Below are 25,968 nucleotides of genomic sequence, written 5' to 3'. Positions count from 1 at the left end.
GTTACGAAAAAGGGATGCCTGTGTCGAGGGGGCCGTGCCGTTGCGCATAACGGCACCGGCACGGACGTGTCAGACAGCATCCTCGCCATGTTCGCCTGTACGGATACGGATCACGTCCTCGACGGGGGAGACGAAAATCTTGCCATCGCCGATGCGGCCCGTGCGTGCCGCGGCGATGATGGCATCAATCGCGCGATCCGCCAGATCGTTCGAGCACACGATTTCCAGTTTCACTTTCGGAAGGAAATCGACGATGTATTCGGCACCACGATACAGTTCGGTATGACCTTTCTGCCGGCCGAAACCCTTGGCTTCGGTCACGGTGATCCCCATCAGGCCGATTTCGTGAAGGGCTTCCTTCACCTCATCAAGCTTGAAGGGTTTTATGATGGCCTCGATCTTTTTCATGCCGCGTCGTCAATCTCCAGTCTTGCGGACCGGCGGCATTCCGGTACCGGATCGTATTCCTGCGGGAACGGACGCAGATGCCGTGCCAGGTTCTTTTCGTCTACAGGTTTGCACGGGTTGGGATTTCAGGCAATCGGATGGTATTGCAAAAATCACAACCTTGGCGTCAGTCATTGCCGCATTATGGACAGGATGGCAGGTATGAAACCCGCAAATGCGATGCTGTCGGCGTTGCCGACGACTATTTTTTCCGTCATGTCGGCACTGGCTGTTGAACATGATGCCGTCAATCTCGGGCAGGGGTTCCCCGATACCGAGGGGCCGGCGGATCTGGTCGATGTTGCCGCCGCCGCCCTGCGCGATGGCCGCAACCAGTATCCGCCGCTGGCGGGGGTGCCGGAACTGCGCACGGCGGTGGCGTCTGCCAACCTGCGTTTTTGTGGAATCGAGGTCGATCCCGCGACCGAGGTTGTGGTGACATGTGGCGCGACGGAGGCGATCACCGCATCGCTGATGGCATTGGTCAATCCGGGTGACGAGGTCGTCGTCTTCGAACCGCTTTATGATACCTATCTGCCGGTGTTACGGATGCTGGGTGCGGTTGTGCGCCCCGTGCGCCTGCTGCCCCCGGACTGGTCCGTGCCGCGTGCGGAACTGGCGGCGGCGGTCGGCCCGCGTACCAAGGCCATCTTGCTCAACACCCCGATGAACCCGACCGGCAAGGTCTTTACGCGTGCGGAACTGGAATTCATTGCCGATCTCATGACGCGCCACGATGTCTATGCCGTGTGTGACGAGGTGTACGAACACCTGACCTTTGCACCGGTGCGTCATGTCGCGCTGATGTCCCTGCCGGGGATGAAGGCGCGGACCATCCGTATCGGCAGCGCGGGCAAGAGTTTTTCCATGACGGGATGGAAGGTCGGGTATGTGACCGCGCCCGCCCCGCTTGCGGCATTGGTGGCAAAGGCGCACCAGCTCCTGACCTTTACCGTTGCGCCGAACCTGCAACGTGCCGTGGCGGTCGGGCTGGAAAAGGATGGCGCATATTTCCTCCAGCTCTCTGAAAGCATGCGTCGGTCGCGCGATATGCTGGTCCGTGGCCTGCGGGATGCCGGATTCGATGTCCTGCCCTGCGATGGCAGCTATTTCGTGATTGCTGATTTCGCCCCGCTGGGCTTTGCCGGGGATGATGTCGCCTTCTGTCAGGCGATGACGCGCAGGCTGGGCGTGACGGGCATTCCCGTTTCCGCCTTTTATGATCCCGACAGCGCGCCGGGGCCGCGGACACTTGTGCGCTTTGCGTTCTGCAAGCGGCCCGAAGTCATCTCCGAAGCCGTGCGGCGGCTGCGTGGGGTGGGGGAATTGCAGGGATGAGGCGTAACCGGGGGGAGCAGCGCCCCCCGAAACGCAACATGGCGTAAAAAGGGTTATTGACGCGCCGCATCAGAGCCTCTAAATCACCCCTCGTTGCGGCGGATGTAGCTCAGTTGGTAGAGCGCCAGGTTGTGGTCTTGGATGTCGCGGGTTCGAGCCCCGTCATTCGCCCCATCATTTCCCTTAGAGACTGTTTGAAAATTCAGGCTTGATAGCATCCTGAAATCATAAAAGTTTTTGGTGAAGCTTTTTCCAAAAAGCTTCAGAAGACGACGCCTTTTTGAAAAAAGGCGGCACCGAAAAACTTTTCCTGTTTTTTATCAATGAGTTGTTTTCAAACGCTCTCTTAAAATATTGCGTCCTCATGATGCGCCAAGAAATTGGCGCAATCCCTCGTCCAGGGTGCGTGGTGTAAAGCCCAGCGCCGCACGCATGGGGGTGATGTCGAACGCCTTGTCCTCTGTCAGGCGACGGATTTCCGCCGGGGTGACATGCGGCAGGCCGGGCAGGCGCGCCGCCACGTGGCACATTCCCATCAGCACCGGTGCGGGTATGCCAAGGACAGGACGCCGCCGCAGGCCCGCATGGCGCGCCACCAGCGCGACAAGGTCGCGGTACGCAACGGCCTGCCCCCCCGCGATCACCAGCGCATGTCCCCCATGCCAGTCGCGCGCCAGCGCGGCCATGAGCGCGCGCGTCACGTCATCTTGGAAAATGGGTTGCACCAGTGCGCGACCGCCCGATGGCAGCGGCAGGACCGGCAGCCGCCGGATCAGCCCCAGCAGGCGGCGGATATTGTTTTCGCCCTGTGCCCCGTAAATCATCGTGGGGTGTAAAATCACGCCGTTACGGCCGGAAGACAGCAACGCCTGCTGCCCCCGTGCGACACCCATGCCATGTGCATCGGGCCAGCGTGTGAACATGCGTGTGCTGCCCAGGCAGACCAGGGATGCGGCTGGCGGGGCGGCGGCCAGGATGGCCCCGACATGGCGTGCATGCGCGGTTGATACGATGCGCCGGGCATCGTGCAGTGCGCATGCAATATCGGCGGCAGGGGATGTGAGGTCGATGCACCGCGCCACCCCCGGCAGGCCAGTCGCGCGCCACCGTGCGGGATCGCGCACCAGTGGCACATAGGCGATACCCGCCCGCACCAGTGCCGCGCACAGGGCGCGGCCCGAGCGGCCCGATGCCCCGATCACATGGACGGGGGTATCAGGTGCCGGGGGCGTGGGCATCAGGCAGGCACGTTTATGGTGTGGAAATCGTCAGCCCCAGCGGGGCGGCGATGGATGGATCGCTGGCCATCGAGATGGCAATGCCGATCATCATCAGGTTCACCGGCTTCATCGGCCGCAGCGCAAGTTGCAGCGGATGGTCGGCAGGGGACTGCAAGAAGCGGCCCAGTGCGCGCATGGAGGCATCGTCCGACGCGGCCAGACCGGACAGCAGCGTCCGGCGGTACTCATCCACCGGCACGTTCCGGCTCCGCGCAAGGCTTTCGATCACATGCCCGGCAAGCGAACGGTCGTCCCACGTGATGGCGGCGGAGACGACGCGCGCCGTTTCCGGAATGACCGTCATGTCGTCAAAGGGGATCTGGTCCAGTTCCGCAATCACCGTCAGGTTGCCCATGTCCGGCGACTCCACCGACAGGGGTTCCAGCCGCAGATGCCCCGCCGTGCGGTCGCCCGCGCTGACGACATGGACATTCCCCATGAAATGGTCATAGCCGAACGCATTGAGCAGCGACGAACTGTCGGTGCCGGTGGACCAGACCGCAAGGTTGGTCAGGCGCGTATCCATCTTGTCCTCTACCTCGGTAGAGGTGCGCGAGGATACCAGCTTGTCCACCTGCAACAGGGGGTGGGAACTGTCGATCGCGCCTTTCGTCAGCGTCAGCGTATAGGGATGGGTTTCATGGATCAGGTGTCCCGACTGCGTCAGGCTTGCGACCTGTCCGGCGAAATCCGGGCCATCAAGCTGCATGTGGTCCACCGTGATGCGTCGGGTGGGGGTCAGGTTGATCTGCGTCGCAAGGTGATCAAGGACAAGGTGCGATGCCAGCCCCAGCCCGTAATCGCTGACCCGCATGTGGGCAACCGTCATGTCCGTCTGTGTCGCAGGGGCGGCAATGTGCAGGTTGGTGAAGTCCCCTTCGCCCAGAACCAGCGAATCGAAGCCCAGTGACTGCGGTGTGTCACCGGCAGGTCGCGCACCATTGGGCAGCGTCAGGTCCGACAGGTCCACTTCATCAAGGGAAAATGTGTTGCCCCATGCCATGACCTGCACCTTCTGCAGGATCACGCGGCCGATCTTTTCGCCTTGTACATTGTTCCCCTTCATCCCGCCGAGCCGCACGCTCGCGGCGGTAAGCGTCATGGCGGGATTGTGGTAGGTAACGGCGGTAAAACGGGCCCCGCGTGCAAGGGTGCGTGGCTTTGCCGTGGCATAGCTGAAGCTGGCGTCCGGTCCGATGGCGGCGCGGAAATCGGCGATGCCGGCCTCCAGCCTGCGCTGGGCAAAGTGATGGAGGCCCCAGCCACCCACCACAAGGACAAGTGCAACCATCGGTAAGGCGGGAAATATTTTCTTCACGAGTGCGGTGTCCACAGTGATCTCTTGCATGTCAGCTATATCATTCACAGGGGGCGGGGCAATCTTCTGGTGGCAAATATTGTGGTATCATATTACCACAAGGCGATTTTCTCCGGGAAAGTGCGGAAAAATGGCATTGTCCTCTTGACGTTCGCATCGCATCCGATGATAACGCGCCACCCGTTACCGCTCATATCAAGACGGAACACTGAATCCATGAAGACCACACTTTCCCTGAAACCTGCCGAGGTGACACGGGGCTGGACCCTGATCGACGCCGAAGGCCTGGTCCTGGGCCGGCTGGCCGCCATTGTCGCGCAGCGCCTGCGCGGCAAGCACAAGCCGCAGTTCACCCCGCATGTTGATTGTGGCGACAACATCGTCATCATCAACGCCGAGAAGGTTCGCCTGACTGGCAACAAGGTGGCGCAGAAGCTGTTCCATTATCACACCGGTTATCCGGGTGGGATCAAGCAGCGCACGATCACCCAGCGCCTTGAGGGCAAGAATCCCGGCCATGTCGTGCGCAAGGCTGTCGAGCGCATGATCACCCGTGGCCCGCTGCAGCGCGCGCAGATGAAGCATCTGTATGTCTATGCAGGCAGCGAGCATCCGCATGATGGCCAGAAGCCGCAGGTTCTCGACGTTGCGGCGCTGAACCGCAAGAATTCCGTCTCCAGCCACCAGAACGGGGCCTGATCACCATGTCTGAAACCCAAGAACGTACAGGCACGCTGGCCGACCTGCAGGGAGCAGTCGCGTCGGGTCAGATCGAAGCCTCGCAGAACGCTGCACCGGTTTACGAAGCCAAGCGCGATGCGCAGGGCCGTTCCTATGCCACGGGCCGTCGCAAGGACGCTGCCGCACGCGTGTGGATCAAGCCGGGCAAGGGTGACATCATTGTCAACGGACGTCCGGTCGGCACGTATTTTGCCCGCCCCGTCCTGCGCATGCTGATCACGCAGCCGTTCCTGGTTGCCGATCGCTATAACCAGTTCGACGTCTACTGCACCGTGACCGGTGGTGGCCTGTCGGGTCAGGCGGGTGCAGTCCGTCATGGCATCAGCCGTGCGCTGACGCATTATGAACCGGCCCTGCGTGGCATCCTGAAGGCTGCGGGCTTCCTGACGCGTGATCCGCGTGTTGTCGAACGCAAGAAGTACGGTCGCGCCAAGGCACGTCGTTCCTTCCAGTTCAGCAAGCGCTGAGTGCATTTCCTGTCGTCTTTCCCCGGCATCGGCTGGGGGAGGCGGTGGGTCAGGCGATTTTCGGAAAACGGGGTGGGCCAGTTATGGTCCGCCCCGTTTCGGCGTTTGGGGATGATGCGCGTGGTGTTTGTTCCGCCACTGCCCTTAAAGAGTGTTTGAAAACAACTCATTGGTAAGAGATTGTTTGCAAACAAATCCTTGATAAAAACAAGAAAAGTTTTTGGGTGCCGCCTTTTTTCAAAAAGGCGGCGTCTTCTGAAGCTCTTTAGAAAAAGCGTCACCAAAAACATTTGTAATTTCAGGATGTTATTGAGCCTGATTTTTCGAACAGCTTCTTACATGAACGGGTTATCCACCTTTCCGCCCTTGTGCGAAGGTGGCTTGATGGCGGCAGGCAGGTCCGGCGTCGATGCCAGGCAGTTCACAACCGATTGTAGAAATGCCAGCAGGTCCTGTGCCGTGCGCAACCCCGCACGGTCGCGGGTCAGGTTCGCCTGCCCATAGAACGCGATGCTGTCGGTACCATTTTCGATTGTGATCCCGCCAAGCGTGCAGGATGCGCTGTCATCAGCAAAGGGGATCATGGCCGGGGGGGCAGGCTGTTTCATGTCTCTCGGGTCCTTGGTTGGGGCGGGGGAGTATCATTCCCGCCAGTAATGGCGGACGCGGTGTGTGCGATATCGTGACGTGGTGTGCCGGACGGTCCGCAGGGGCAGGGTAATGTATGTCTGTTTCAGCGCGGACGGTAGCGCGGGAAACGGATCGACGCCCACCGTGTGGATCAGGACATTGATCGTGACGCGGTTGCATCCTGGATTACGCAATGCATTGCGACAGACATAAACGCCCGCAGCCTGCCTGCGTGGATCGTAAATGGCCTTCCATGTTGATGTCGGGACCAGCACCCTATCATGCCCGATGCTGGAAAGGCGGCGGGCGTGAAATGCCGGGCCGGTAACGACATAAACTTCGCCATCCCGCAGGGCCAGACGTCGGACCGCGCTTTCTATTTCCTCCCACTTCCCCCGGTTGAGTGCAGCGCTTTGCGGCACGACATTCGACAGGCGGAAGCTTTCTGCCTGTGTGGCCTCATCAGGCATGTCGCCCGAAGGGGTCATATGGCCCCGGTCATACCCCGAATGAACATAATCCGTCAGTTGCGCGCCTTCACCCGCGGGCAGGCGTTCATCGGGCTGGAATTCACCACGGCGCGGTGTGGCTTCGGCCTGGCGGATGGCTTGTGCCGTCAGGTGTTCGGCGGACCAGACGGGTTCATGCGCAAGACCTGAATGCAGGACGGCAAAGGCCGTATTGCATAACAGGCGCGCCTGTATGGAAAGTTTTTCATTGGTCAGGGCAGGCAGATGATCTTCCGGCCCCATGGAATCGCACGATGCGGCCCGTGCCCCTGATATCAGCGCCGCCACCATCAGCATCATGCATGCCAGAGGGAACAGGGCATCCAGAAGGGCGACCGTGTGCTGGCGATGGGTGAACATATGGTGGTGGAATCCTGTCATGTCTGTTAATCACGGCGGCAGAAATTAAGGGAGGGTGAGTGACATGACGGACGATTCCCCGCATGTACGTTACGTGCAGGCCCCCGACCCGAACAAGGTGATCCTGCGACGGCGTGAAAAGCCGCTGACCCCGATGCAGCGGAAATTATATGTCGGCATCCGTGTTGTGGTCGTACTTCTGGCCTGCCTTGCGGTGGGTGACATGTTGCTTAACTGGTTGCGTGGTGCCTGACGCAGGCGCTGTGATTTAGTGAATGGGCGTGTTTAAAGCAACGAATTGATAAAGATAGAAGTTTTTTGCAAAGAGGTGCGAAAGACATTGTTCTTCAGGCGGCAGGCACGCCCCGGAATATTGAGAGGGCACCTAGAAAGGCAGGAGCAGCCGCCGACTGGGATCATGAATTTCTTGGAAAATCTTTGACAGAAATTGCCTTTTTAAAAATAAAATAATACCCACAGGCTTCTGTTGTTCTTTTTTGATGAATTTCTTTCAAATTCTCTCTTTTTTTGCTGCCGTGATTTCCTTTTTAAATGATGCCCTGAGAGACCGTTTGAAAAGTCAGTCCAGATAACATGCTGAAATTATAAAGATTTTTGTGAAGCTTTTTCCAAAAAGCTTCAGAAGATACCGCCTTTTTCGATCGAAAGGCGGCACCCAGAAACTTTTTTATTTGTTTTCAAACACGCTCTGATACTGCGTTTCAGGGGGAGCCCGCATCGTCGTGGGCAAGCGCTATGGTAATGTCGAGTGTCTCTTCATTAACCTGTGCATCGAATAAGGGGTCCGTGCGTACGGCGTCCTCGCTTGCGATCATGTCCCCGAATCTGATTTGGGGCCAGTTGATCCGGTCATGCGCGGGACGTGTGAATTCAAATGACACCATGGGATGCGACACCAGTCCCCCCGATGGGCCGGGCGCGACATAATCCCACGTGAAACGGCATCGCGCCGGTGCGCCCGCCTGCATGAACAGGGCATGGACAAAGCCCGGGCTGATGTCCGTCTGCAACACATTCATCAGGTAATGCGGCGTCTGCTGGATCAGGTCGGATGTCAGGCGGGTGCTGAAGATACCAGCGGCGATCATTTGCGGCATCTGCGTGATGAAGCGTGTCTGGTCGATGGTGGCCTGCACGATGCAGCCATGTCCCGTTGTGTCGATCCGGACGCTGACCCCCCAAGCCTGCGCGGTGGAATTGGGCGGCAACAGCGCAGCGGGATAGGGGGCGGCATGGGCCATCCCGGTGACAAGGAGCATGGACGCCGCAAGGCCGAGCCTGCGTGCAGACCCATCGAATCGGGCGGCAAAAGACATACGGAAATGTTCGGATAGGAACGAAAACGAGCAAATTCGCATTAAATTTTTTCTTAAACTTTCTGGCGGACCATTCTGGACGGACCGATTGTTGCGTCATGCCATGATTAAAAGTCCAGCACCGTGCAGGCAAAATCACGCCTGTGGGACGTGGCGCGGTGCAGGGTTCGTAAAAAAGCCCCCGTCACCCTCCCACCCTGCCGCAGGCCATGGGGGGACACTCTCTTTTCTTGGCTGTTTTGATGTGCCAAAGCGAAGTCATGGCATATATTACCACAAACCCCTACACCAACGAAGTGGTCGCCCGCTTTGCTGACCTTGAGGACGCCCAGCTTGAGGCCCTTGTCACGCAGGCGGCCGATACTTTTGAAAAATGGTCACGCACTTCCTTTGCGGAACGTCGTGCCATCATGAAAAAGGCGGCTTCCCTGCTGCGTGCGCAGGCGGATGATTACGCTGCCCTGCTGACGCTGGAGATGGGCAAGCTTGCGCGCGAAGCACAAGGCGAGGTTAAGCTGTCGGCTGATATCCTTGATTACTATGCCGACAATGCGGAACGTTTCCTTGCCCCGGTCCCGCTGAAGGAAGCCGAGACCGAGAATATGCGCCCGATGATCGTCAGCGACCCTATCGGCGTTCTGCTGGCGGTGGAGCCGTGGAATTTTCCGTACTATCAGCTTGCGCGCGTCGCGGGTCCGCAACTGATGGCGGGCAATACCGTGGTTGTGAAACATTCGTCCATCGTGCCGCAATGCGCCGCCGCCTTTGACAAGCTGTTCCAGGATGCGGGGGCTCCGGCCGGTGCCTATACAAACCTGTTCGCCACGCGTGACCAGCTTAATCGCCTGATCGAGGACCCGCGCATTGCGGCGGTGTGCCTGACGGGCGGTGAACGTTCCGGCGGGTCGGTCGCATCCCGTGCGGGTAAGAGCCTGAAGAAGACGACGCTGGAACTTGGCGGGGCCGATGCATTCATCGTGCTTGATGATGCGGACCTCGACAAGACGGTCAAATGGGCCGTCTGGGGGCGCCTCAATAATGGCGGACAATGCTGTGTCGCGTCCAAGCGTTTCATCGTTGCCGATTCCATTGCCGATGCATTCATCGCAAAGTTCAAGGTGGCACTCGATGCGCTGGTCGCGGGCGATCCGCGCGATGCGGCCACCACCCTGCCGCCCATGTCTTCCCAAGGGGCTGCCGACGAACTGAACGAGCAGGTCCGTCAGGCCGTCGCCCATGGTGCCCGTCCGCTTTATTGCGGGGCGGAAGTGCCAAAGCAGGGCGCGTTCGTCCGTGCGACCATCCTGACGGATGTGGCACGTGATAACCCGGCTTATTTCCAGGAATTCTTTGGTCCGGTGGCCATGGTTTTCCGTGTGGGCAGTGATGAGGAAGCGATTGCGCTGGCGAACGATTCCGAATTTGGCCTGGGTGGTTCTGTCTTTACCCGTGACGAGGCGCGCGGCGTGGCCGTGGCCCGTCAGGTACGCACTGGCATGGTGTTCATCAACCACCCGACATGGACCGCCCCCGAACTGCCGTTCGGTGGGATCAAGAAATCGGGTTACGGGCGCGAGCTTTCGGGCCTTGGTATTGATGAATTCGTCAACAAGAAGCTGATTAACGTCGTGAATATCGACGCACCGTAATCAGGTTACATCACGGGTGGGGTCTGGTCCCGCCCGTGAGATACGGATGGTTGCACATGGCGGTCTGTTTCGTGGTCGTCATGAAGTAAAAGAAATAAAGAGACATAAAAAAGACATAATATTCCACTTTTGGCACATGTGTTTCAAAAGTATATCTTTAATGTTATTTAAAAATTCACATCAAAATATTGTTTTTCTGATTGAATGCAGCCCTGTGATAGGCAATATGCGTTGTCATGTCCGCAGGCAGGAAGGCGCAGAGGCGTTTTGCAGGTCGGTGGATATGTAAATCAGGGGTATGCGGGCAACGATCCCGTAATGCCAATGACGACAATAAGAAAGATGTACCGGCAACCAATGCTGCGGCAGGTGAGTGGGACAGGGTGTTCCATCTTTTGGCCTGCCGGGTCAGGTCCAACCGGTTGCAAGAAGGCAGGATACCATGCTTGGTTCACAAATTATTGAAATAGATGGGATCTTCGTGGGCACGGCGATCCTGGTGGACAGGAACCAGACCCACCGTTTTTATGCCACCCACGACAATGTACGCTCACTTCACAACATGATCGTGCCCGACATGACGGCGCTGAAGCATCGTGTGGCGCAGACATTTCGCCGTATGGCGCGTTGTGATGTGGGGGCGCTTGGTCGTTTGCGCCCACAGGGGCAGGCATGAGAAAATGTCCCATATGAGTGAACGCCCTGTTTGCCACAAAGACATCGTTCTTGTGCAACAGGCGACACGCACAAACCATTAAGGGACTGTTAATCCCCCTTTGGTTGCTTGGAATCTTCCCCATATCACAAGGATATACCAAAGGGAGGGAGCGGGCATTTCCATAAATGACCTGCGCATCACGGATTGAAGCGGTTCGCCCAGAAGGGAGGGCGCCGCTGCATGCCCTGCGGCGCATGATAACAGCGACATTCTGGCGTCATGACATTGCGTCGTGCGATGCCATGTTTCTATCCGTCAGGCGAAGTGTGACGTATGGGAGTGCCCTAGCAGGCTGTCGGATTGGGAATTTTTGCGTAACAGCATTGCTTAATATTATGAAAATAATAGACTTTTCGACACAAAGAACAGAAATATGTTTTCATACGTTATGAATGATGTCTATTTTAGCGCCCAATCCAACAGCCTGCTAGAAACTGTTTAAAAGTGCAGGCGCGATAACATCCTGAAATTATAAAGATTTTTGGTGAAGCTTTTTCTAAAAAGCTTCAGAAGATGCCGCCTTTTTCGATCGAAAGGCGGCACCCAGAAACTTTTCTTATTTTTCAAATAATCTCTTGGTCTTTGGCAGGACGATCCTGATCTTGGCGTGGGTTTCTTCGTTTACTGCCATGAGTATTATTATATATATTTCTTAATGGAAGTTTGAATAATAATTGTCTACACCAACTGAATGGATACGACGGTATCCTAGTGACACAAGAAAAGCATCGATCTGTGCATGTTTTTCGACATCATCATCATTGAATATCAGTGCTTCGATTTGCAAAACGCAATTATTATTACATAAAATGTTATGCATTCCACGCAGTACAGCGAACTCAGCACCTTCTACGTCAATTTTAGCGAGTATTATATGGCCTGAGAGATCTAGGAGACTATCCAGTGCGCGTGTAGAAACCTTTACGCAATTAGTATGATCTTGATTTTCAGGAACAATACCGACGCCCCCGCGATTTTTACCGGGATGCAGTTTTGAGGGGAAGAAAAAAGTTTCCCCATCTTTGTCTGAAAGAGCAAAGTTATGTGTCTTGATAAAAAATTCTGGATCATTGAGAAGTAGATTTGCCTGAAGTTGACGATGATTTATTTCGTCCACCTCAAATGCAATAATTTGATCAAAAACATTTATTCGGGACATATGAAGGGAATACAAACCGAAATAGGAACCAATATCAAGAAATACCTTTTTTGATGTATTTCCATGAAATCCGGATGCAATTCCTTTCATATAATTTAACTGTCCTTGTTCCCAAGCTCCATTATAAATAATATCATGATCGACTAATGACTCTTCATCCAGCAGCAGATTCAGTCCGTCTCGCTGATAAATCTTAAAATTTCGACCTGTATTTGGAATGGATGTCGCTATAGCTGTTGTGTGCGCATAATCGGCTTGACGCTGTAGAGTGATACTGTCGATCCGAATGCGCGATCCTGCTGCGGTAGATACGCGAAATTCAACCTTGATATTTGTGGTGGGGTTTGAAAACTCGATCTCTGCAATTTTTCCTGTGCCTGGGCACAGGGCAGATGTCCCTAGGGTAAATAGGCCCATCTCTGTGGAGACATCACATGTAGATTCATTTTCTCCGGCTTCGAACATGCCATTGAACACAACTTTCCAAGATCCGGAAGGTATATCCACGTATGGTCCCCACAGTAACGTGGCGGACTGTTCGATGTTAGTGCCGTTTTTTATTTTATCTATATCAATATATGAGTGAAAATCATCAGAAAGATCGAAAGAAATAGTCGTTTTAATTTCCATAATATTCACATTATCCAGATGTTATCCAGATTTTATCTGGATCTGTGATTGTCTTGTAAATATTTATGGCTTTTTTTTACAAAAAGCAACATTCGCCCGCCGTGCAGGTTGTGAACCTGCACGGCGGGTTGTGCCTTATGGGCTGTCTGCATTCAGCGTAGCCCAATCATAGCGCATGCGAGGTGGACGAAGCCCATGAAGGCCGTGAGTGTCTTTTCGCACCGCAGGGCGCTTCTTCGGAAATGTTTGAGTTTATTGAAGAAGCACTCGATCTGATGGCGTTCTTTGTAGAGTCTCCACTCTATTGGCGGAACGATAGCGCGACTGGGATTGGCCCTGATCTGAGCGGTTGCACCGAGTTCATCAGCAATGAAGGCGCGCAGAGGATCAGCCTCATATGCGGCGTCGGCGATGACGTGGCCGACGATGCCCTGCAAACCAGACAGGAGCGTCTCTGCCTGCGGTTGATCGCCATATTGTCCCGGCGTCGGATGAATGCGTAGCGGCAGGCCGATCGCATCGACGGCGGCGTGCAGCTTGGTCGTCAATCCGCCATGCGAACGACCGATGGCGGCAGCTTCAGCCCCCCTTTTGCGCCCGTTGCATCAGCGTGGACTTTCGAAATCGTGCTATCGATCAGGACATATTCAAAGTCGGGCGTATCGGCCAGGGCATGAAATAGCCTCCCCCAGACGCCCGCATGTGACCAGCGCCGAAAACGGGAGTGGATTGTGGCCCATTTGCCAAAAACCTTTGGTAGATCGCGCCAGTGGACCGCATTGCCGGCCATCCACAGGATCGCATCTAACGAACAGCCGATTATCGACCCCACTCCGCCCAGGCAGTCCGATCCGGCCGGGAAGATGGTTTTTGATCCGGCTCCATTGCTCGTCTGTCAGTGTCCGTCTGCTCAAGGCTCGCCCTCCATAGACAGCCTTGAATCAGAACTTCAATCCAAGTGGAATTCCTGAATGTAGACAGCCCCTAACGAATGATGCGACGGCGCAACTGCGCCACGTCGCGCACCGCACCATGCGACGCACTGGTGGTCAGTGCGGCATAGGCCTGCAACGCGGTGGACACGACACGGTCGCGGTTTGGCTGCCATGCCTGTTCGTCCCGCTCTTCCATGCGTTCGCGGCGTGCGGCCATTTCGGCATCACCCACTGTGGTGCGCAGAACGCGTGCGGGGATGTCGATTTCGATGGTGTCGCCTTCCTCCAGCAGTCCGATCAGGCCACCTTCCGCCGCCTCGGGGGAGATGTGGCCGATCGACAGGCCCGAACTGCCGCCCGAAAACCGCCCGTCTGTAATCAGGGCGCATTTTTCAGCCAGCCCCTTGGACTTCAGATAGCTGGTGGGATACAGCATTTCTTGCATGCCCGGACCGCCCTTGGGCCCTTCGTAACGGATGACGACCACGTCGCCCGGCTTGATCCGGTCGCCAAGGATGGCGGAAACGGCGTCGTCCTGGCTTTCGAAAATACGTGCGGGACCGGTAAAGGTCAGCAGGTTCGCCGCAACGCCCGCTGTCTTCACGATGGCCCCGTCCTCGGCGATATTGCCGAACAGGACGGCAAGCCCGCCGTCACGGCTATAGGCATGTTCGCTGTCGCGGATCGCGCCTGTCGCGCGGTCGGTGTCCAGTTCGGTGTAGCGGCTTGCCTGTGAAAATGCCTGTGTCGTGCGTACACCGCCGGGGGCGGCGCGAAACAGGGTGCGCGCGGCATCGTCCACGTCCGGATTGCCAATGTCCCATTTCGACAGTGACGTGCGCAGGTTGGGGGCATGGACGCTTGGCACGTCATCATGAAGCAGGCCCATGCGCATCAATTCGCCCATGATGGCCGGAATGCCGCCTGCGCGATGCACGTCCTCCATATGGATGTCAGAGCGCGAGGGCGCGACCTTGCACAGGTTCGGCACCCGGCGCGACAGGCGGTCGATATCGGCCATGGTGAACGCGACCTTGCCTTCATGCGCGGCGGCAAGCAGATGCAGCACCGTGTTGGTCGACCCCCCCATTGCGATATCGACGGACATGGCATTTTCAAAGGCAGCCAGGGTCGCAATCCCGCGTGGCAGGGCGGTGGCGTCATCATGTTCGTACCATTGCCGCGCCAGTTCGACGATGCGTCGCCCGGCCTGAAGGAACAGGTCGCGCCGGTCGGCATGTGTCGCAAGCAGGCTGCCATTGCCGGGCAGGGCAAGGCCGAGCGCCTCGGTCAGGCAGTTCATGGAATTGGCAGTGAACATGCCAGAGCACGATCCGCAGGTCGGACAGGCAGAGCGTTCGATCTGCTGTGACTGGTCATCGCTGATGCGGGTATCCGCCGCCGCGACCATGGAACTGATGAGGTCTACGCGCCGCTCGACGCCTTCGTTCAGGATCTTTCCTGCTTCCATCGGCCCGCCAGAAACGAAGATCGTGGGGATGTTCAGCCGCATCGCCGCCATCAGCATGCCCGGCGTAATCTTGTCGCAGTTGCTGATACAGACCAGTGCGTCGGCGCAATGCGCGTTGACCATATATTCCACCGCGTCCGCGATCAGTTCGCGCGACGGCAGGCTGTAGAGCATTCCGCCATGGCCCATGGCGATGCCGTCATCCACGGCGATGGTGTTGAATTCCCGTGCGACCCCCCCGGCTTCGGCCACTGCACCGGCGACAAGCTGGCCAAGATCCTTCAGATGGACATGACCGGGCACGAACTGTGTGAACGAATTGGCCACCGCGATGATCGGTTTGCCGAAATCCTGGTCCTGCATGCCGGTCGCACGCCACAGGCTGCGCGCACCGGCCATGTTGCGGCCATGTGTCGTGGTGCGGGAACGATAGGCAGGCATCGGTAAACCTTTCTGCGGTATGTGGGACAGCCAGTGACGATATGGATATGACTACACGGCAATTACAGGACCGCACAGTTCCACGCCACCCCGTTGTTTCACGCGGTGCGTGTGGTGCGAAAGGGGGTGGGGGGACGTGTCCCGCAACTCTGTGCAATGGCAGGCGTTTCGGATCAATCCGGAAGAAAGGGCAGGCATGACCGATACAGGCAATCGAATCGTACGCACACAGCCATCCCCCCCATCCCGTCAGGGGCGTGCGGTGCCTCCCGTGCGTGCGATCCTGGCCGGCAGCCTGTGTGTCGCGGTGCTTGCGTTGGTCATCTTGTGGTCATGGGACTGGTTCATCCCGCTGGTTGAACGCCGGGCGGGGGCTGCGATTCATCGCAAGGTCACGATCGCGCATCTGCATGTCCATCCCGGCCGGGTCATTCGGGTCGGGGCGGATGATGTGCGCATCGAACAGCCTGCGGGTTTTGACGACCTGCCGCCATTTGCCACGGCGCGGCGTCTGGATGTTTCCATCCGCTGGTGGCCGCTGTTGTGGGGGGGCGGTCTGGATCTGCCGCTGATTGCGCTGGATACCCCGGTGGTGGAAATCCGCGAACGCGCGGATGGCAGCACGAATTACGATTTTTCTGCCCCCGACACAAAACCCGATCCCGGCACAAAGGTGACGAAAACGCCAGATGCGGCATCAGCGGCAGTAACGGCAACAGGGACAACGGGGACGTCAAAGGCGGATGGCACCACATCAACCACCACCGCACAGCCGGACGCCATGACAGGAGGGGGCACGCCGTCAAAGGGGGCGTCGGCCACCACGGATGGCGACGCCACGACAATCCCGTGTATCGGCGCGATCCGTATTGCCAACGGGCAACTGCATGTCGTGCATGCCGGATTGCATACCGACATGCGGGGGGCGGTCCGCACGACCGACCCCGCCAATGGACAGGATGCCCGCCTGCTGGTGGATGCGCAGGGTACCTATGTCCGGCAGGCGATAACCGGGCATTTTTCCGGCGGGACACTGGTATCGTTGCAAAATCGCACGCAGCCTTATCCGGTTGACCTCGATATACGCCATGGCGCAACCCGCCTGACCCTGCGTGGAACCATTGATGATCCGCTGACCCTTGCCGGGGCGCGCCTGCGGCTGTCCCTCGCCGGACCGGATATGTCGCTCCTATATCCTCTGACGGGGGTGGTCATCCCGCAGACCCCGCCCTATCGCGTGGTGGGAAACCTTGATTACAGTGCCGCGCATATCCGTTTCCGCGACCTTGACGGGCATGTCGGCTCCAGCGATCTGGGCGGCAACCTGTCGATTGACCCGCACCAGGCGGTGCCGTTCGTGGATGCTGACCTGCATTCGCGACGTGTGGACCTTGCTGACCTTGGTGGTTTTTTCGGTGCGACGCCGGGGGACAGGCCTTCCACCGCGCAGCAGCAGGCAGAGGCCCGCGCCCATGCCAGCAGTAATGCCGTGTTGCCCAGCACGCCGATCAACATGCCAAGGCTGCGTGCGACGAATGTGCATTTCGCCTATCACGGGGATCATATCGAAAACCGGCATACGCCGTTGGACAATATCGATGTGCTGGCTGATATCCGTGACGGCGTCATTGATGTCCACCATCTGAATTTCGCGGTGGGGTCAGGCACTCTGGCCAGCAATGGCACCTTTACCCCACATGGTGACGCGGTGGAGGCACGGATCGGCATCGACCTTGTGCGTATCAACCTGTCGCGCCTGATGCAGGCTGCCGGACGGTTCCAGGGGAGCGGCATCTTTGGTGGTCATCTTGCGATTCATGGGACGGGGACCTCGCTTGCGGGTATCGTCGCCAATGGCGATGGCGGCATGACGGTCGCGCTTGACCAGGGGGGAGATATTTCCGCCGTGCTGCCGGATCTGCTGGGACTGGAACTTGGCAAGGCGTTGCTGTCCATTCTTGGATTGCCTGCCAAGACCGACCTCAAATGCATGGTCGCGGATATGCCGTTGCGGCAGGGGGTGCTTGATACGCGCACCTTCCTGATCGAGACGGGCGACACCCGCACGGTTGGCAAGGGAAGCCTCGATTTCCGCAACAATACGATTGATTATGCCCTCAGCACGGATTCACGCCATTTCGCGGTGGGCTCCTTTCCGGGGACCCTGCATATTACCGGTCTGTTGAAAAAACCTTCCATCGTGCCGGGCACGGAAACGATCGCCCGTGCGGTGGGGTCTGTCCTGCTTGGCGTGGTGACGCCGGTGGCGCTGCTGCCGACGATTGAGGCCGGGGTTGGCAAGCAGTCATTGTGCGCGCAGGCCATCCGGCAGATGCAGGACAATCCTGCGGCGGGCAAGGCGCCAGTTGCGGGGCGTCCGCAGGCCGCAAGACGCCATCAGGCCGCTGTGGGCCGACGTGGCACGGGTAAACAGGCGACAGCCACACGGGCAACAGGCATACGGGGGGCGGGGCAACTGAGTGCTGCCGAACGTGCCCGGATCCGGGCGGTCTGGGCCGCGCGCCTGAAGGCAGGGCATTGATCCATGATGGTATGGAATCCCTGCTTGACCATACGTGGCGATATAGGCAAAAAGAACGCCATGGCCCCATCGCGGGCCGGACAATGGGGCGGCACATGGTCGTTCCCATCGTGACACTGCCCTGTCCCCAGGGTCAGTCGCCGGGTTAGCACAGTGGTAGTGCAGCGGTTTTGTAAACCGAAGGCCGGGGGTTCAAATCCCTCACCCGGCACCATATTTTCAAAAAACAAGATCGCTCGTGCGGATTTCGCGCCCAAGAGACTGTTTGAAAAGTCAGGCTCGATAACATACTGAAATTATAAAGGTTTTTTGGTGAAGCTTTTTCTAAAAAGCTTCAGAAGACGCCGCCTTTTTTAAAAAAAGGCAGCACCCAAAAACTTTTCCTGTTTTTTATCAAGGACTTGTTTTCAAACACTCTCTAACGTGTCGCCAGCATCATCGCTGTCGCGGCGGGCTGCCCGTTGTTGGAAGATCAAGGTTCCCAAGGGACGAATTTTTCAAAATTCGCAGCGAAGGGGGGCGCGGGATCAATGATGTCGTTCGTCGCTTCTGGGAACAGGCATCATCAAAAATATCCTGATGATCTGCTATGGTTGGGGAATGACAAAAATCTGGTTCACGTCCGATCAGCACTTTGGTCATGCGGGCATTCTCACATACTGTTCCCGCCCCTTTGCGGACGTGCAGGCGATGGATACCGCCATGGTGCAGCAGTGGAATGACCGGGTTGGCCCGATGGATGAGGTCTGGTGCCTTGGTGATTTCTGCGCCGGCAGGGATGCCGGGCATTATGCGCGCCACCTGAACGGGCGCAAACACCTGATTGTCGGCAATCATGACCGTCACGCCCGTAAATGGCAGGGCTGGGCCTCCATCCATGACTATCATGAAATGTCTGTTGCCGGCAGGCGGGTCGTCCTGTTCCATTATCCCATGCGGGTGTGGAATGCGTCCCATTACGGGTCGATCCACCTGTATGGGCATATGCATAATGCCCTGCCCCCCACGGCGCAGTCGTGCGATGTCGGGGTGGATGCCTGGTCCTTTGCCCCCGTTGGTTTCGATCAGATCACGCATCGCATGGCGCAGGCAACCTGATGCCCGCGCGTCCGAACCGTTTGGAAAATATCAAGGAGCCATAACATGTCTGGCATTTCCGCATCCCCTCATGTCGATCCACTGGTCTGGGGGCATGGTCCCCGCCTGTTCGAGATTTTCGTGGAACCAACCTGCCCGTTTTCGGTCCGGGCCTTGGGTAAGCTGGATGCGTTGCTCCGGCAGGTGGGGGAGGAGCGGATTACGGTCCGTATCCTGTTTCAGTCGCAGCCATGGCATATGTTTTCAGGTGTGATCGTGCGTGCCATTCTTGCCGCCTCCACGCTGAAGGGCGGCAAGGAGACCGCGCGTCGGGTCATGGATGCCGTCGGTGCGCACCGCGAGGAATTCGAGTTCACCAATCATTGCGCCGGCCCCAATATGGACGCGACGCCCAACGACATCATCCGCCGCATGGAACAATATAGTGGCGTAGCACTGGAGGAGGCCTTTGCCCTGCCGGACCTGCAGTCAGCCATCAAATGGCACTGCAAATACGCACGCCAGAATGGCATCCATGTCTCCCCCACCTTTATGGTCGATGGCTTGATTGATCCCGCCATCAGCAGTGGGGACAGCGTGGATGCATGGATTGAACGGATTTTTTCCTGATCCCGGATCATATCCGCAAATGCGGGCTGTGATCTTTGAACCCTGCTGAAAAAGACAGGAAGAAGTTTCTGATGAAGCTTTTTCCTGCACAGCATCCAAAAGACAGATCGTAGGCTTCTGCGCCTGTCATCATGCCGATGCTGCCCGAGCAGACTGACAGGGGCAGGATCATCAACAGGTTTTTTGTGAAAAACATGACCGTGGCGGAGAGAGTGGGATTCGAACCCACGGTACGCTATTAACGCACACACGCTTTCCAAGCGTGCGCCTTAAGCCGCTCGGCCATCTCTCCAACCGGTCAGTAACGGGACGCTAATCCTGCCTGACGGGTGCGGAACATAGCAGCAATTCGTCCAAGCGCAAGGGGAAAACGGCACGATTATTCCACTGATTCACGGGATAATCGTGCGGTGCCGCGTCGTGTGTCAGTGATCCATCTTCAGCGCGGCAAGGAACGCACTCTGCGGGATTTCCACCTTGCCGAACTGACGCATGCGCTTTTTGCCTTCCTTCTGCTTGTCCAGAAGCTTGCGCTTGCGCGAGATGTCGCCGCCATAACATTTGGCCGTCACATCCTTGGACATCGCGCCGAGTGTTTCACGTGCGATGATACGGCTGCCGATGGATGCCTGAATTGCGATCTTGAACAACTGCCGGGGGATCAGCTCTTTCAGCTTCGCGCAGATCGCACGTCCCCGCGTTTCGGCTGCCGAACGGTGCGCGATAAAGGACAGCGCATCCACGGGTTCCTGATTGACAAGGATGGAGATGCGCACAAGCTCGCTCTCTTCATAAGTGTCCATCTGGTAGTCAAAGCTGGCATACCCGCGTGAGACGGATTTCAACCGGTCATAGAAGTCAAAGACCACTTCATTCAACGGCAGGCGATAGACCGCCATCGCCCGGTTGCCAACATAGGTCAGGTCCTGCTGTATCCCGCGCCGTTCCGTACACAGCGTCAGCACCGCGCCCAGATATTCGTCAGGCACCATGATCGTCGCCTTGATCCACGGTTCCTCGATACGTTCAATCAGCGATCCGTCGGGCATGTCGGCGGGGTTATGCAGTTCCTCCATCGCGCCATTGGTGCGCCACAGGCGATAGACGACCGATGGGGCCGTGGCGATCAGGTCGAGGTTGAATTCCCGGCTGAGGCGTTCCTGGATGATTTCCAGATGCAAAAGCCCAAGGAAACCACAGCGGAAACCAAAGCCCAGCGCGGCGGAGGTCTCGGCCTCGTAATGGAACGACGCATCATTCAGGCGCAGTTTGGCAAGGCTGTCGCGCAGCTTCTCGAAATCATCGGCGACGATGGGATACAGCCCGCACCATACCACCGGTACGGATGGCTTGAACCCCGCAAGGGGCATGTCGGCGGGGCGCCGGTCATCGGTCAGGGTATCGCCCACGTTACAATCGGCCACCGTCTTGATCGCCGCGTTGATATAGCCGATTTCCCCCGGGCCAAGTTCATCCATCGGGGTCAGGCGCGGGGCGAATACGCCCACCTGGTCAACATTGTGAACCACGCCGGTGGACATCATGCGAATGCGCATGCCCTTCTTCAGGCGGCCTTCCTTCACACGGACCAGTGTGATGACCCCAAGATAGGGGTCATACCAGCTATCGACCAGCAGCGCCTTGAGCGGGGCTTCGGCATCGCCCTTTGGCGGGGGCAGACGCGTGACCAGGGCTTCGAGTACCGCCTCGATGTTCAGGCCGGTCTTGGCGGAAACTTCCACCGCGTCCTCGGCGTCGATGCCCACGACTTCCTCGATCTGCGCCTTGACGCGTTCGCAGTCAGCGGCAGGCAGGTCCACTTTGTTCAGGACGGGTACGATCTCATGGTTGGCGTCGATGGCCTGATACACATTGGCCAGTGTCTGCGCCTCCACCCCCTGTGACGCATCAACCACCAGCAGCGATCCCTCGCATGCCGCCAGCGAACGGCTGACCTCATAGGCGAAGTCGACATGGCCCGGCGTGTCCATCAGGTTCAGGATATAGGTCTTGCCATCCTTTGCCGGATAGGTCAGGCGCACGGTCTGTGCCTTGATCGTAATGCCGCGTTCACGTTCAAGGTCCATGTTGTCAAGGACCTGGTTCGTCATCTCGCGCTGTGTCAGCGCGCCACAGGCCTGGATCAGGCGATCGGCCAGCGTCGATTTCCCATGGTCGATATGGGCAATGATCGAGAAATTGCGGATCAGGGAAAGGGGCGTGTCGGTCATGCGCGAGACATAAGGTAAAAATTGCCAAAAGTCAGCCGGGACATCATGAATTAATCCTGTTTTCAGGGGCCGTCGCGCCTGAACCTGCGGCAATGGTCAAAGGCAGGCCATCGCAATGCGGTGAACACGTGTATCGCCGTCCATTTCGATGGTTTCCCCCTCTATGCGCCCAACGCCACGAATACGGATTCGTTCATGCAGCGGCGCGGTCAGGGGCACGTCATGCCACCGGTCGGTCACGATCCCGCAACAGGCATGGGAATCAGGACCATGCAGCAATACGCGGTCATGCTGCCGGATCGCAGCGGTGGGGGAGACCACAAGTACGGTCCCGGCGCGAAAGATCGGTTCCATGTTATCGGAATCGACCAGTACCGCGTAGGAATGATGGTCCGCCAACCCATGGAAATCCCATGTTTCCCAACGGTCGCCACTGGGCAGGCCGGATTCGTCAAACAGTTCGGCCTGCCCCAGTTCCGAAAATGGCACGATCATAAGGTGCGCATGATGCGTCCCGCCCAGCCTGTCGCCATGGCCGGTCATCAACCGCCCGAACCCTTCGAGCGAGATGCCGGTGGCCGACAGTGTGCGCGCCAGACTTTCGGTCCCGGGCCAGCGCGGCCGCCCCGATGATGTCATACGTTTGGAGGGGTTGAAGGTCGTGCTGTCCAGCCCCGCCGCGCGGGCCAGTCCCGATGGGGTCATGCCGCGTTCCGTCGCCAGAAGATCCAGCGCCCGCCAGATGTCTTCATGGCTGATCATGTCAGGGCCGTTTCATGATTTCGCTGCAATGCCGTTTGATTCCTGTTGCTGAAATTACAAACCGCCCGTCATCGCGTTGCAGGGCCAGCCCCATTCCCGCCAGCCGTTCCAGGCACGGTGTATCCGGCAGACCCGCCGGGCGCCCAGCCTGTTCACTCAGGCTCAGGCGGTGCAGGGCCGAACGGCAGCAGGTCTCAAGATAAGGCTGGTCCCACATGGCGTCAGTCACCCTGTCGCATGGGCACAGCGCCAGCCGGTGCCGATGCGGCAGGCTGGCGGGGCCCAGGGACGCAAAACCCGCGTCGGTGGCCGCATGAAGGACGTATCATCATGAATGTCGATAAGAAAATGCAAAGCTTTCAATGGCGAACCATCAGTATACATCATCACAATATTTTAATAAATATGCTATTTTTCAATATAACCGAATTGGGCGGGTTTCGTGTCCCTTGTGCCACGGAAAAGGCAGCCATGTGTTATGGGGTCTCCCGTCCGGCGGAGGGGGACATTATGTGAGGTGCAGGGCGACAGGGTGCGATTTTGACACAACCTTGTCCAAATGCAGCCATATGTCCGTGGTTGTTTCCAGTCGGACCAGCTTATCTTGCAGTTGATGAGGGTAATAATGAAGTTTAATCGTTTTTTTCTTGCAGCGAGTCTGTCCGGTGCTGTTTTCGCCCTTTCCCCTGCGGCGCACGCCACGGATTGCAGCCAGAACTCAACCACGCCAAGCTGGGACGTGCTGGATCGTGCGGCGCAGGCGGGGGATTGTGCGAACAACCGTCTTCAGGCCTATCGTGACAAGAGCAACGCGCAGATGCAGCAGCGCCAGCAGGCCCTGAAGGACAAGGAAAACCAGTTGCGTGATAATACGACCGGCCGCTGGGACCGTGCCCGCAAGGCAGAGGAGCAGAAGCTGGCGAACGAACGTTCGAACCTGGACCAGCGCGTGCAGAATGGTCGCAACCGTCTTGATACGATCCGTAATGCCCCACAGCAGAAGATGGACCAGATCCGCAACGCTGGCGCCGCGGAAAAGCAGAACTGGAACAACATGCGCAATCAGACGCGTTCCGATGTCGATAGCCTGTTGGGCGGCGGGCAGTAACGCCTGATCCCTTTCCCATCACGGGGACAGGGAACGACAATGGCGCGTATTGCGGTGTGCCCCGCGATACGCGCCATTTCTTTTTGTCCCCGGGACTTGTCCCAAACAACCGTGGCTATCCTGCCTGGGGATTACAATTTTTCTGGGGCAGGGTCCAAGATGTTGGGTTCTGTCCTGCCGCAAAAGGACAGCACCCAATATTCCTTAGAGACTGTTTGAAAAGTCAGGCTCGATAACATCCTGAAATCATAAAAGTTTTTGGTGAAGCTTTTTCCAAAAAGCTTCAGAAGACGCCGCCTTTTTGGAAAAAGGCGGCACCCAAACACTTCTCTTGTTTTTTATCAATGAGTTGTTTTCAAACACTCTTTTAGTTGTCTCGGAACGCCGTCAGGTCAGACCGTTCAGGCCGGTCGTGCGCTGCGCTTGCGTGACGATCCGGGTGCGCCCCCACGCGGGCCACCATGCCCACCCCCGCCACCAAAGGGACGCGGACGACGGGCACCGGCGGGCGGGCGTCCACCAGGGCCACGCGGCCCCATGGAACGGCGCGGGCCCATGCCGCCACCGGGGGGGGCGGATGCCGGGGCGATCTGCACCTCGTCATTGTCGATCGCGGCGATGCAGGAACTGAACTTTTCCGCCGTATCAGGCGTGATTTCGAACAGGGTCTGTGTATCGGCGATGCGAATCGCGCCGATATCGGACTTGCGCACCCCGCCAAGGCGGCAGATCAGCGGCACCAGCCATTTCGGGTCTGCCTTGTCCTGCCGTCCGACGCTCATGGAAAACCATGATCCCGGCTCACGCGGGGCATGATCGCGGCCTTCGCGCGGCGCACGGGGGCCTTCGGCGCGCGGTGCGCGGGTGTCAGGCGTGATCTGGCGCACGTTTTCCGGCTGCGGCAGGTGTGCGCGATAACTGCGCAACAGGGCGGCCGCCAACTGTTCGGGGGAATGGCCTTCCGTCAGGCGGGCAATCAGTTCATGATCCGCCTCGGGCACGGCGGCGGACAGGGCCGGGTCCGCCAGCAGGCGCTGTGTATCAAGCACACGGATTTCTTCCGCGCTGGGCACGGCGGACCATGTGGCCGAAATCTTGGCCCCCATCATCAGACGTTCTGCGCGACGGCGCTGCGATACCGGCACCATCAGGACGCAGACGCCCTTGCGTCCCGCGCGGCCCGTGCGGCCCGAACGGTGCAGCAGGGTGGCCGGGTCGGTCGGCAGGGAGGCATGCACCACCAGCGCCAGCGCGGGAATGTCGATGCCGCGCGCCGCCACGTCGGTTGCGACGCAGACGCTGGCCTGGCCCTTGCGCAGGCTGTCGATCGCGCGGGTGCGTTCGGCCTGCCCCAGTTCGCCAGACAGCGCAACGGAGGAGAAGCCGCGTTCCACCAGCGCGGATTGCAGATGGCGCACCAGTTCACGCGTGGCGCAGAACACCATCGTCGTCGGGCTGTCGGTTTCGCGCAGGACATTGACAACGGACGGAATGATTTCCCGTGCATCCGTCAGCAGTGCGCGATATTCGATATCCGCATGTTGCTTGGTGCCCGACAGGGTGTCGATGCGCAGGGCATCATGCTGGTAACGCTTGGCAAGCGAGGCGATCTCGCGCGCGATCGTGGCGGAAAACAGCAGCGTACGCCGCGTTTTCGGCATCGCGTCAAGCAACTGTTCAAGCTCGTCACGAAAGCCGAGGTCAAGCATCTCGTCCGCTTCGTCCAGCACGACCACCCGCAGGTCCGTCATGACCAGACGCCCGCGTGACAGATGGTCACACAGGCGACCGGGCGTGCCGACGACGATATGCGCGCCGATCTGCAGGGCGCGTGCCTCGCGTCGGGCGTCCATCCCCCCGATGCACGAGACGATGCGCGCGCCTGCCGCCGCGTACAGCCATGTCAGTTCACGCGTGACCTGCATGGCCAGTTCGCGCGTGGGGGCGATGATAACCGCAAGCGGTGCGCCGGCGGGACCCAGGCGTTCGTCACCGCCCAGCAGCGTATCGGCCATCGCCAGGCCAAAGGCGACCGTCTTGCCCGACCCGGTCTGGGCCGACACGAGGAGGTCACGCCCGTCGGCGGCGACGTCGAGAACGGCGGTCTGTACGGGCGTGGGGTTTTCATACCCCTGTTCGTCCAGCGCGCGCTGAAGTGCGGGATGGGTTTCAGGAAACGGCATATTAT

The 25,968-nt window shown here is 58.3% G+C and carries 23 protein-coding genes, 3 tRNA genes and 1 pseudogene; 12 read left to right on the top strand and 15 right to left on the bottom strand.

What is annotated here, in order from left to right:
- Positions 1-69: 69 nt before the first annotated feature.
- A complete protein-coding gene (locus tag IFJ82_RS15045) occupies positions 70-408 on the bottom strand; it encodes a P-II family nitrogen regulator (RefSeq protein WP_003617366.1) in 339 nt (112 codons plus the stop codon).
- A 201-nt stretch (positions 409-609) separates the two neighbouring features.
- On the opposite strand from IFJ82_RS15045, the gene IFJ82_RS15040 reads away from it, so the two are divergent.
- Positions 610-1,785: an aminotransferase gene (locus IFJ82_RS15040; protein ID WP_075632558.1), complete on the top strand. Its 1,176-nt coding sequence runs from the start codon at positions 610-612 to the stop codon at positions 1,783-1,785.
- Between the two features lie 98 nt (positions 1,786-1,883).
- A tRNA-His gene (locus IFJ82_RS15035) sits at positions 1,884-1,959 on the top strand.
- A 188-nt stretch (positions 1,960-2,147) separates the two neighbouring features.
- Here the strand turns inward: IFJ82_RS15035 and IFJ82_RS15030 are convergent.
- Positions 2,148-3,023 carry an NAD(P)H-binding protein gene (locus tag IFJ82_RS15030; protein ID WP_192265092.1) on the bottom strand — a complete coding sequence of 292 codons (876 nt, stop codon included), beginning with the start codon at positions 3,021-3,023 and terminating at the stop codon, positions 2,148-2,150.
- 13 nt (positions 3,024-3,036) lie between these two features.
- Entirely contained in the window at positions 3,037-4,413 is a 1,377-nt protein-coding gene (locus tag IFJ82_RS15025; RefSeq protein WP_003617372.1) for a hypothetical protein, read from the bottom strand.
- A 186-nt stretch (positions 4,414-4,599) separates the two neighbouring features.
- On the opposite strand from IFJ82_RS15025, the gene rplM reads away from it, so the two are divergent.
- Positions 4,600-5,082, top strand: coding sequence for a 50S ribosomal protein L13 (gene rplM, locus IFJ82_RS15020; RefSeq protein WP_003617376.1), 483 nt, complete (start codon positions 4,600-4,602; stop codon positions 5,080-5,082).
- A 5-nt stretch (positions 5,083-5,087) separates the two neighbouring features.
- Positions 5,088-5,591, top strand: a complete 504-nt coding sequence (gene rpsI, locus IFJ82_RS15015; protein WP_003617378.1) for a 30S ribosomal protein S9 — start codon at positions 5,088-5,090, stop codon at positions 5,589-5,591.
- 335 nt (positions 5,592-5,926) lie between these two features.
- Here the strand turns inward: rpsI and IFJ82_RS15010 are convergent, their stop codons facing one another.
- The gene (locus IFJ82_RS15010) at positions 5,927-6,199 is read right to left on the bottom strand and encodes a hypothetical protein (protein WP_003617379.1); all 273 of its coding nucleotides are present in this window, start codon (positions 6,197-6,199) and stop codon (positions 5,927-5,929) included.
- Between the two features lie 33 nt (positions 6,200-6,232).
- A complete protein-coding gene (locus IFJ82_RS15005) occupies positions 6,233-7,030 on the bottom strand; it encodes a DNA/RNA non-specific endonuclease (protein WP_192266600.1) in 798 nt (265 codons plus the stop codon).
- A gap of 124 nt (positions 7,031-7,154) precedes the next feature.
- On the opposite strand from IFJ82_RS15005, the gene IFJ82_RS15000 reads away from it, so the two are divergent.
- Positions 7,155-7,343: a hypothetical protein gene (locus IFJ82_RS15000; protein ID WP_003617382.1), complete on the top strand. Its 189-nt coding sequence runs from the start codon at positions 7,155-7,157 to the stop codon at positions 7,341-7,343.
- Between the two features lie 469 nt (positions 7,344-7,812).
- Here IFJ82_RS15000 and IFJ82_RS14995 read toward each other — a convergent pair whose 3' ends face one another.
- The gene (locus IFJ82_RS14995) at positions 7,813-8,427 is read right to left on the bottom strand and encodes a hypothetical protein (protein ID WP_225578707.1); all 615 of its coding nucleotides are present in this window, start codon (positions 8,425-8,427) and stop codon (positions 7,813-7,815) included.
- Between the two features lie 260 nt (positions 8,428-8,687).
- Between IFJ82_RS14995 and IFJ82_RS14990 the strand changes: the two genes are divergently transcribed.
- Positions 8,688-10,076 carry an NAD-dependent succinate-semialdehyde dehydrogenase gene (locus IFJ82_RS14990; protein WP_192265088.1) on the top strand — a complete coding sequence of 463 codons (1,389 nt, stop codon included), beginning with the start codon at positions 8,688-8,690 and terminating at the stop codon, positions 10,074-10,076.
- A 442-nt stretch (positions 10,077-10,518) separates the two neighbouring features.
- Positions 10,519-10,752, top strand: coding sequence for a hypothetical protein (locus IFJ82_RS14985; RefSeq protein WP_003617387.1), 234 nt, complete (start codon positions 10,519-10,521; stop codon positions 10,750-10,752).
- Between the two features lie 694 nt (positions 10,753-11,446).
- Here the strand turns inward: IFJ82_RS14985 and IFJ82_RS14980 are convergent.
- From IFJ82_RS14980 to ilvD, 3 genes and pseudogenes are all read right to left on the bottom strand, one after another.
- The gene (locus IFJ82_RS14980; protein WP_192265086.1) at positions 11,447-12,583 is read right to left on the bottom strand and encodes an FkbM family methyltransferase; all 1,137 of its coding nucleotides are present in this window, start codon (positions 12,581-12,583) and stop codon (positions 11,447-11,449) included.
- A 152-nt stretch (positions 12,584-12,735) separates the two neighbouring features.
- Positions 12,736-13,497 (bottom strand): annotated as a pseudogene (locus IFJ82_RS14975) (IS5 family transposase).
- 70 nt (positions 13,498-13,567) lie between these two features.
- Positions 13,568-15,430 carry a dihydroxy-acid dehydratase gene (gene ilvD / locus IFJ82_RS14970; protein WP_075594850.1) on the bottom strand — a complete coding sequence of 621 codons (1,863 nt, stop codon included), beginning with the start codon at positions 15,428-15,430 and terminating at the stop codon, positions 13,568-13,570.
- Between the two features lie 196 nt (positions 15,431-15,626).
- Between ilvD and IFJ82_RS14965 the strand changes: the two genes are divergently transcribed.
- The 4 genes from IFJ82_RS14965 to IFJ82_RS14950 all read left to right on the top strand — a co-directional run bounded on the left by IFJ82_RS14965 (position 15,627) and on the right by IFJ82_RS14950 (position 19,679).
- The gene (locus tag IFJ82_RS14965) at positions 15,627-17,972 is read left to right on the top strand and encodes an AsmA family protein (RefSeq protein ID WP_225578706.1); all 2,346 of its coding nucleotides are present in this window, start codon (positions 15,627-15,629) and stop codon (positions 17,970-17,972) included.
- Positions 17,973-18,111: 139 nt separating this feature from the next.
- Positions 18,112-18,186: transfer RNA gene (locus tag IFJ82_RS14960), tRNA-Thr, on the top strand.
- Positions 18,187-18,572: 386 nt separating this feature from the next.
- On the top strand, positions 18,573-19,070 hold the full coding sequence (locus IFJ82_RS14955; RefSeq protein WP_003617408.1) for a metallophosphoesterase family protein: 498 nt from the start codon (positions 18,573-18,575) through the stop codon (positions 19,068-19,070).
- Between the two features lie 45 nt (positions 19,071-19,115).
- Positions 19,116-19,679 (top strand): DsbA family protein, encoded by a 564-nt coding sequence (locus IFJ82_RS14950; protein WP_062808518.1) that lies wholly within the window; start codon positions 19,116-19,118, stop codon positions 19,677-19,679.
- 7 nt (positions 19,680-19,686) lie between these two features.
- On the opposite strand, the gene IFJ82_RS14945 is transcribed toward IFJ82_RS14950, so the two are convergent.
- The 5 genes from IFJ82_RS14945 to IFJ82_RS14925 form a co-directional block, all read right to left on the bottom strand.
- On the bottom strand, positions 19,687-19,908 hold the full coding sequence (locus IFJ82_RS14945; RefSeq protein ID WP_192265082.1) for a hypothetical protein: 222 nt from the start codon (positions 19,906-19,908) through the stop codon (positions 19,687-19,689).
- Positions 19,881-19,971, bottom strand: a tRNA-Ser gene (locus tag IFJ82_RS14940). Before IFJ82_RS14940 ends, IFJ82_RS14945 begins: the two co-directional genes overlap by 28 nt.
- 133 nt (positions 19,972-20,104) lie before the next feature.
- On the bottom strand, positions 20,105-21,910 hold the full coding sequence (gene lepA / locus IFJ82_RS14935; RefSeq protein ID WP_003617413.1) for a translation elongation factor 4: 1,806 nt from the start codon (positions 21,908-21,910) through the stop codon (positions 20,105-20,107).
- A 96-nt stretch (positions 21,911-22,006) separates the two neighbouring features.
- Positions 22,007-22,672, bottom strand: a complete 666-nt coding sequence (locus IFJ82_RS14930; protein WP_003617416.1) for a helix-turn-helix transcriptional regulator — start codon at positions 22,670-22,672, stop codon at positions 22,007-22,009.
- A gap of 1 nt (position 22,673) precedes the next feature.
- Positions 22,674-22,889, bottom strand: coding sequence for a hypothetical protein (locus IFJ82_RS14925; RefSeq protein WP_192266598.1), 216 nt, complete (start codon positions 22,887-22,889; stop codon positions 22,674-22,676).
- Between the two features lie 408 nt (positions 22,890-23,297).
- On the opposite strand from IFJ82_RS14925, the gene IFJ82_RS14920 reads away from it, so the two are divergent.
- Positions 23,298-23,780: a hypothetical protein gene (locus IFJ82_RS14920; protein WP_003617421.1), complete on the top strand. Its 483-nt coding sequence runs from the start codon at positions 23,298-23,300 to the stop codon at positions 23,778-23,780.
- Between the two features lie 401 nt (positions 23,781-24,181).
- Here the strand turns inward: IFJ82_RS14920 and IFJ82_RS14915 are convergent, their stop codons facing one another.
- Positions 24,182-25,963 carry a DEAD/DEAH box helicase gene (locus tag IFJ82_RS14915; protein WP_003617424.1) on the bottom strand — a complete coding sequence of 594 codons (1,782 nt, stop codon included), beginning with the start codon at positions 25,961-25,963 and terminating at the stop codon, positions 24,182-24,184.
- Between the last annotated feature and the right edge of the window lie 5 nt (positions 25,964-25,968).

Origin of the sequence: Novacetimonas hansenii (assembly GCF_014843995.1) — a bacterium.
Classification (GTDB): Bacteria; Pseudomonadota; Alphaproteobacteria; order Acetobacterales; family Acetobacteraceae; genus Novacetimonas; species Novacetimonas hansenii.
Note: the sequence above shows the minus strand (reverse complement) of the source record. Positions and strands in the feature narration are given on the sequence as shown.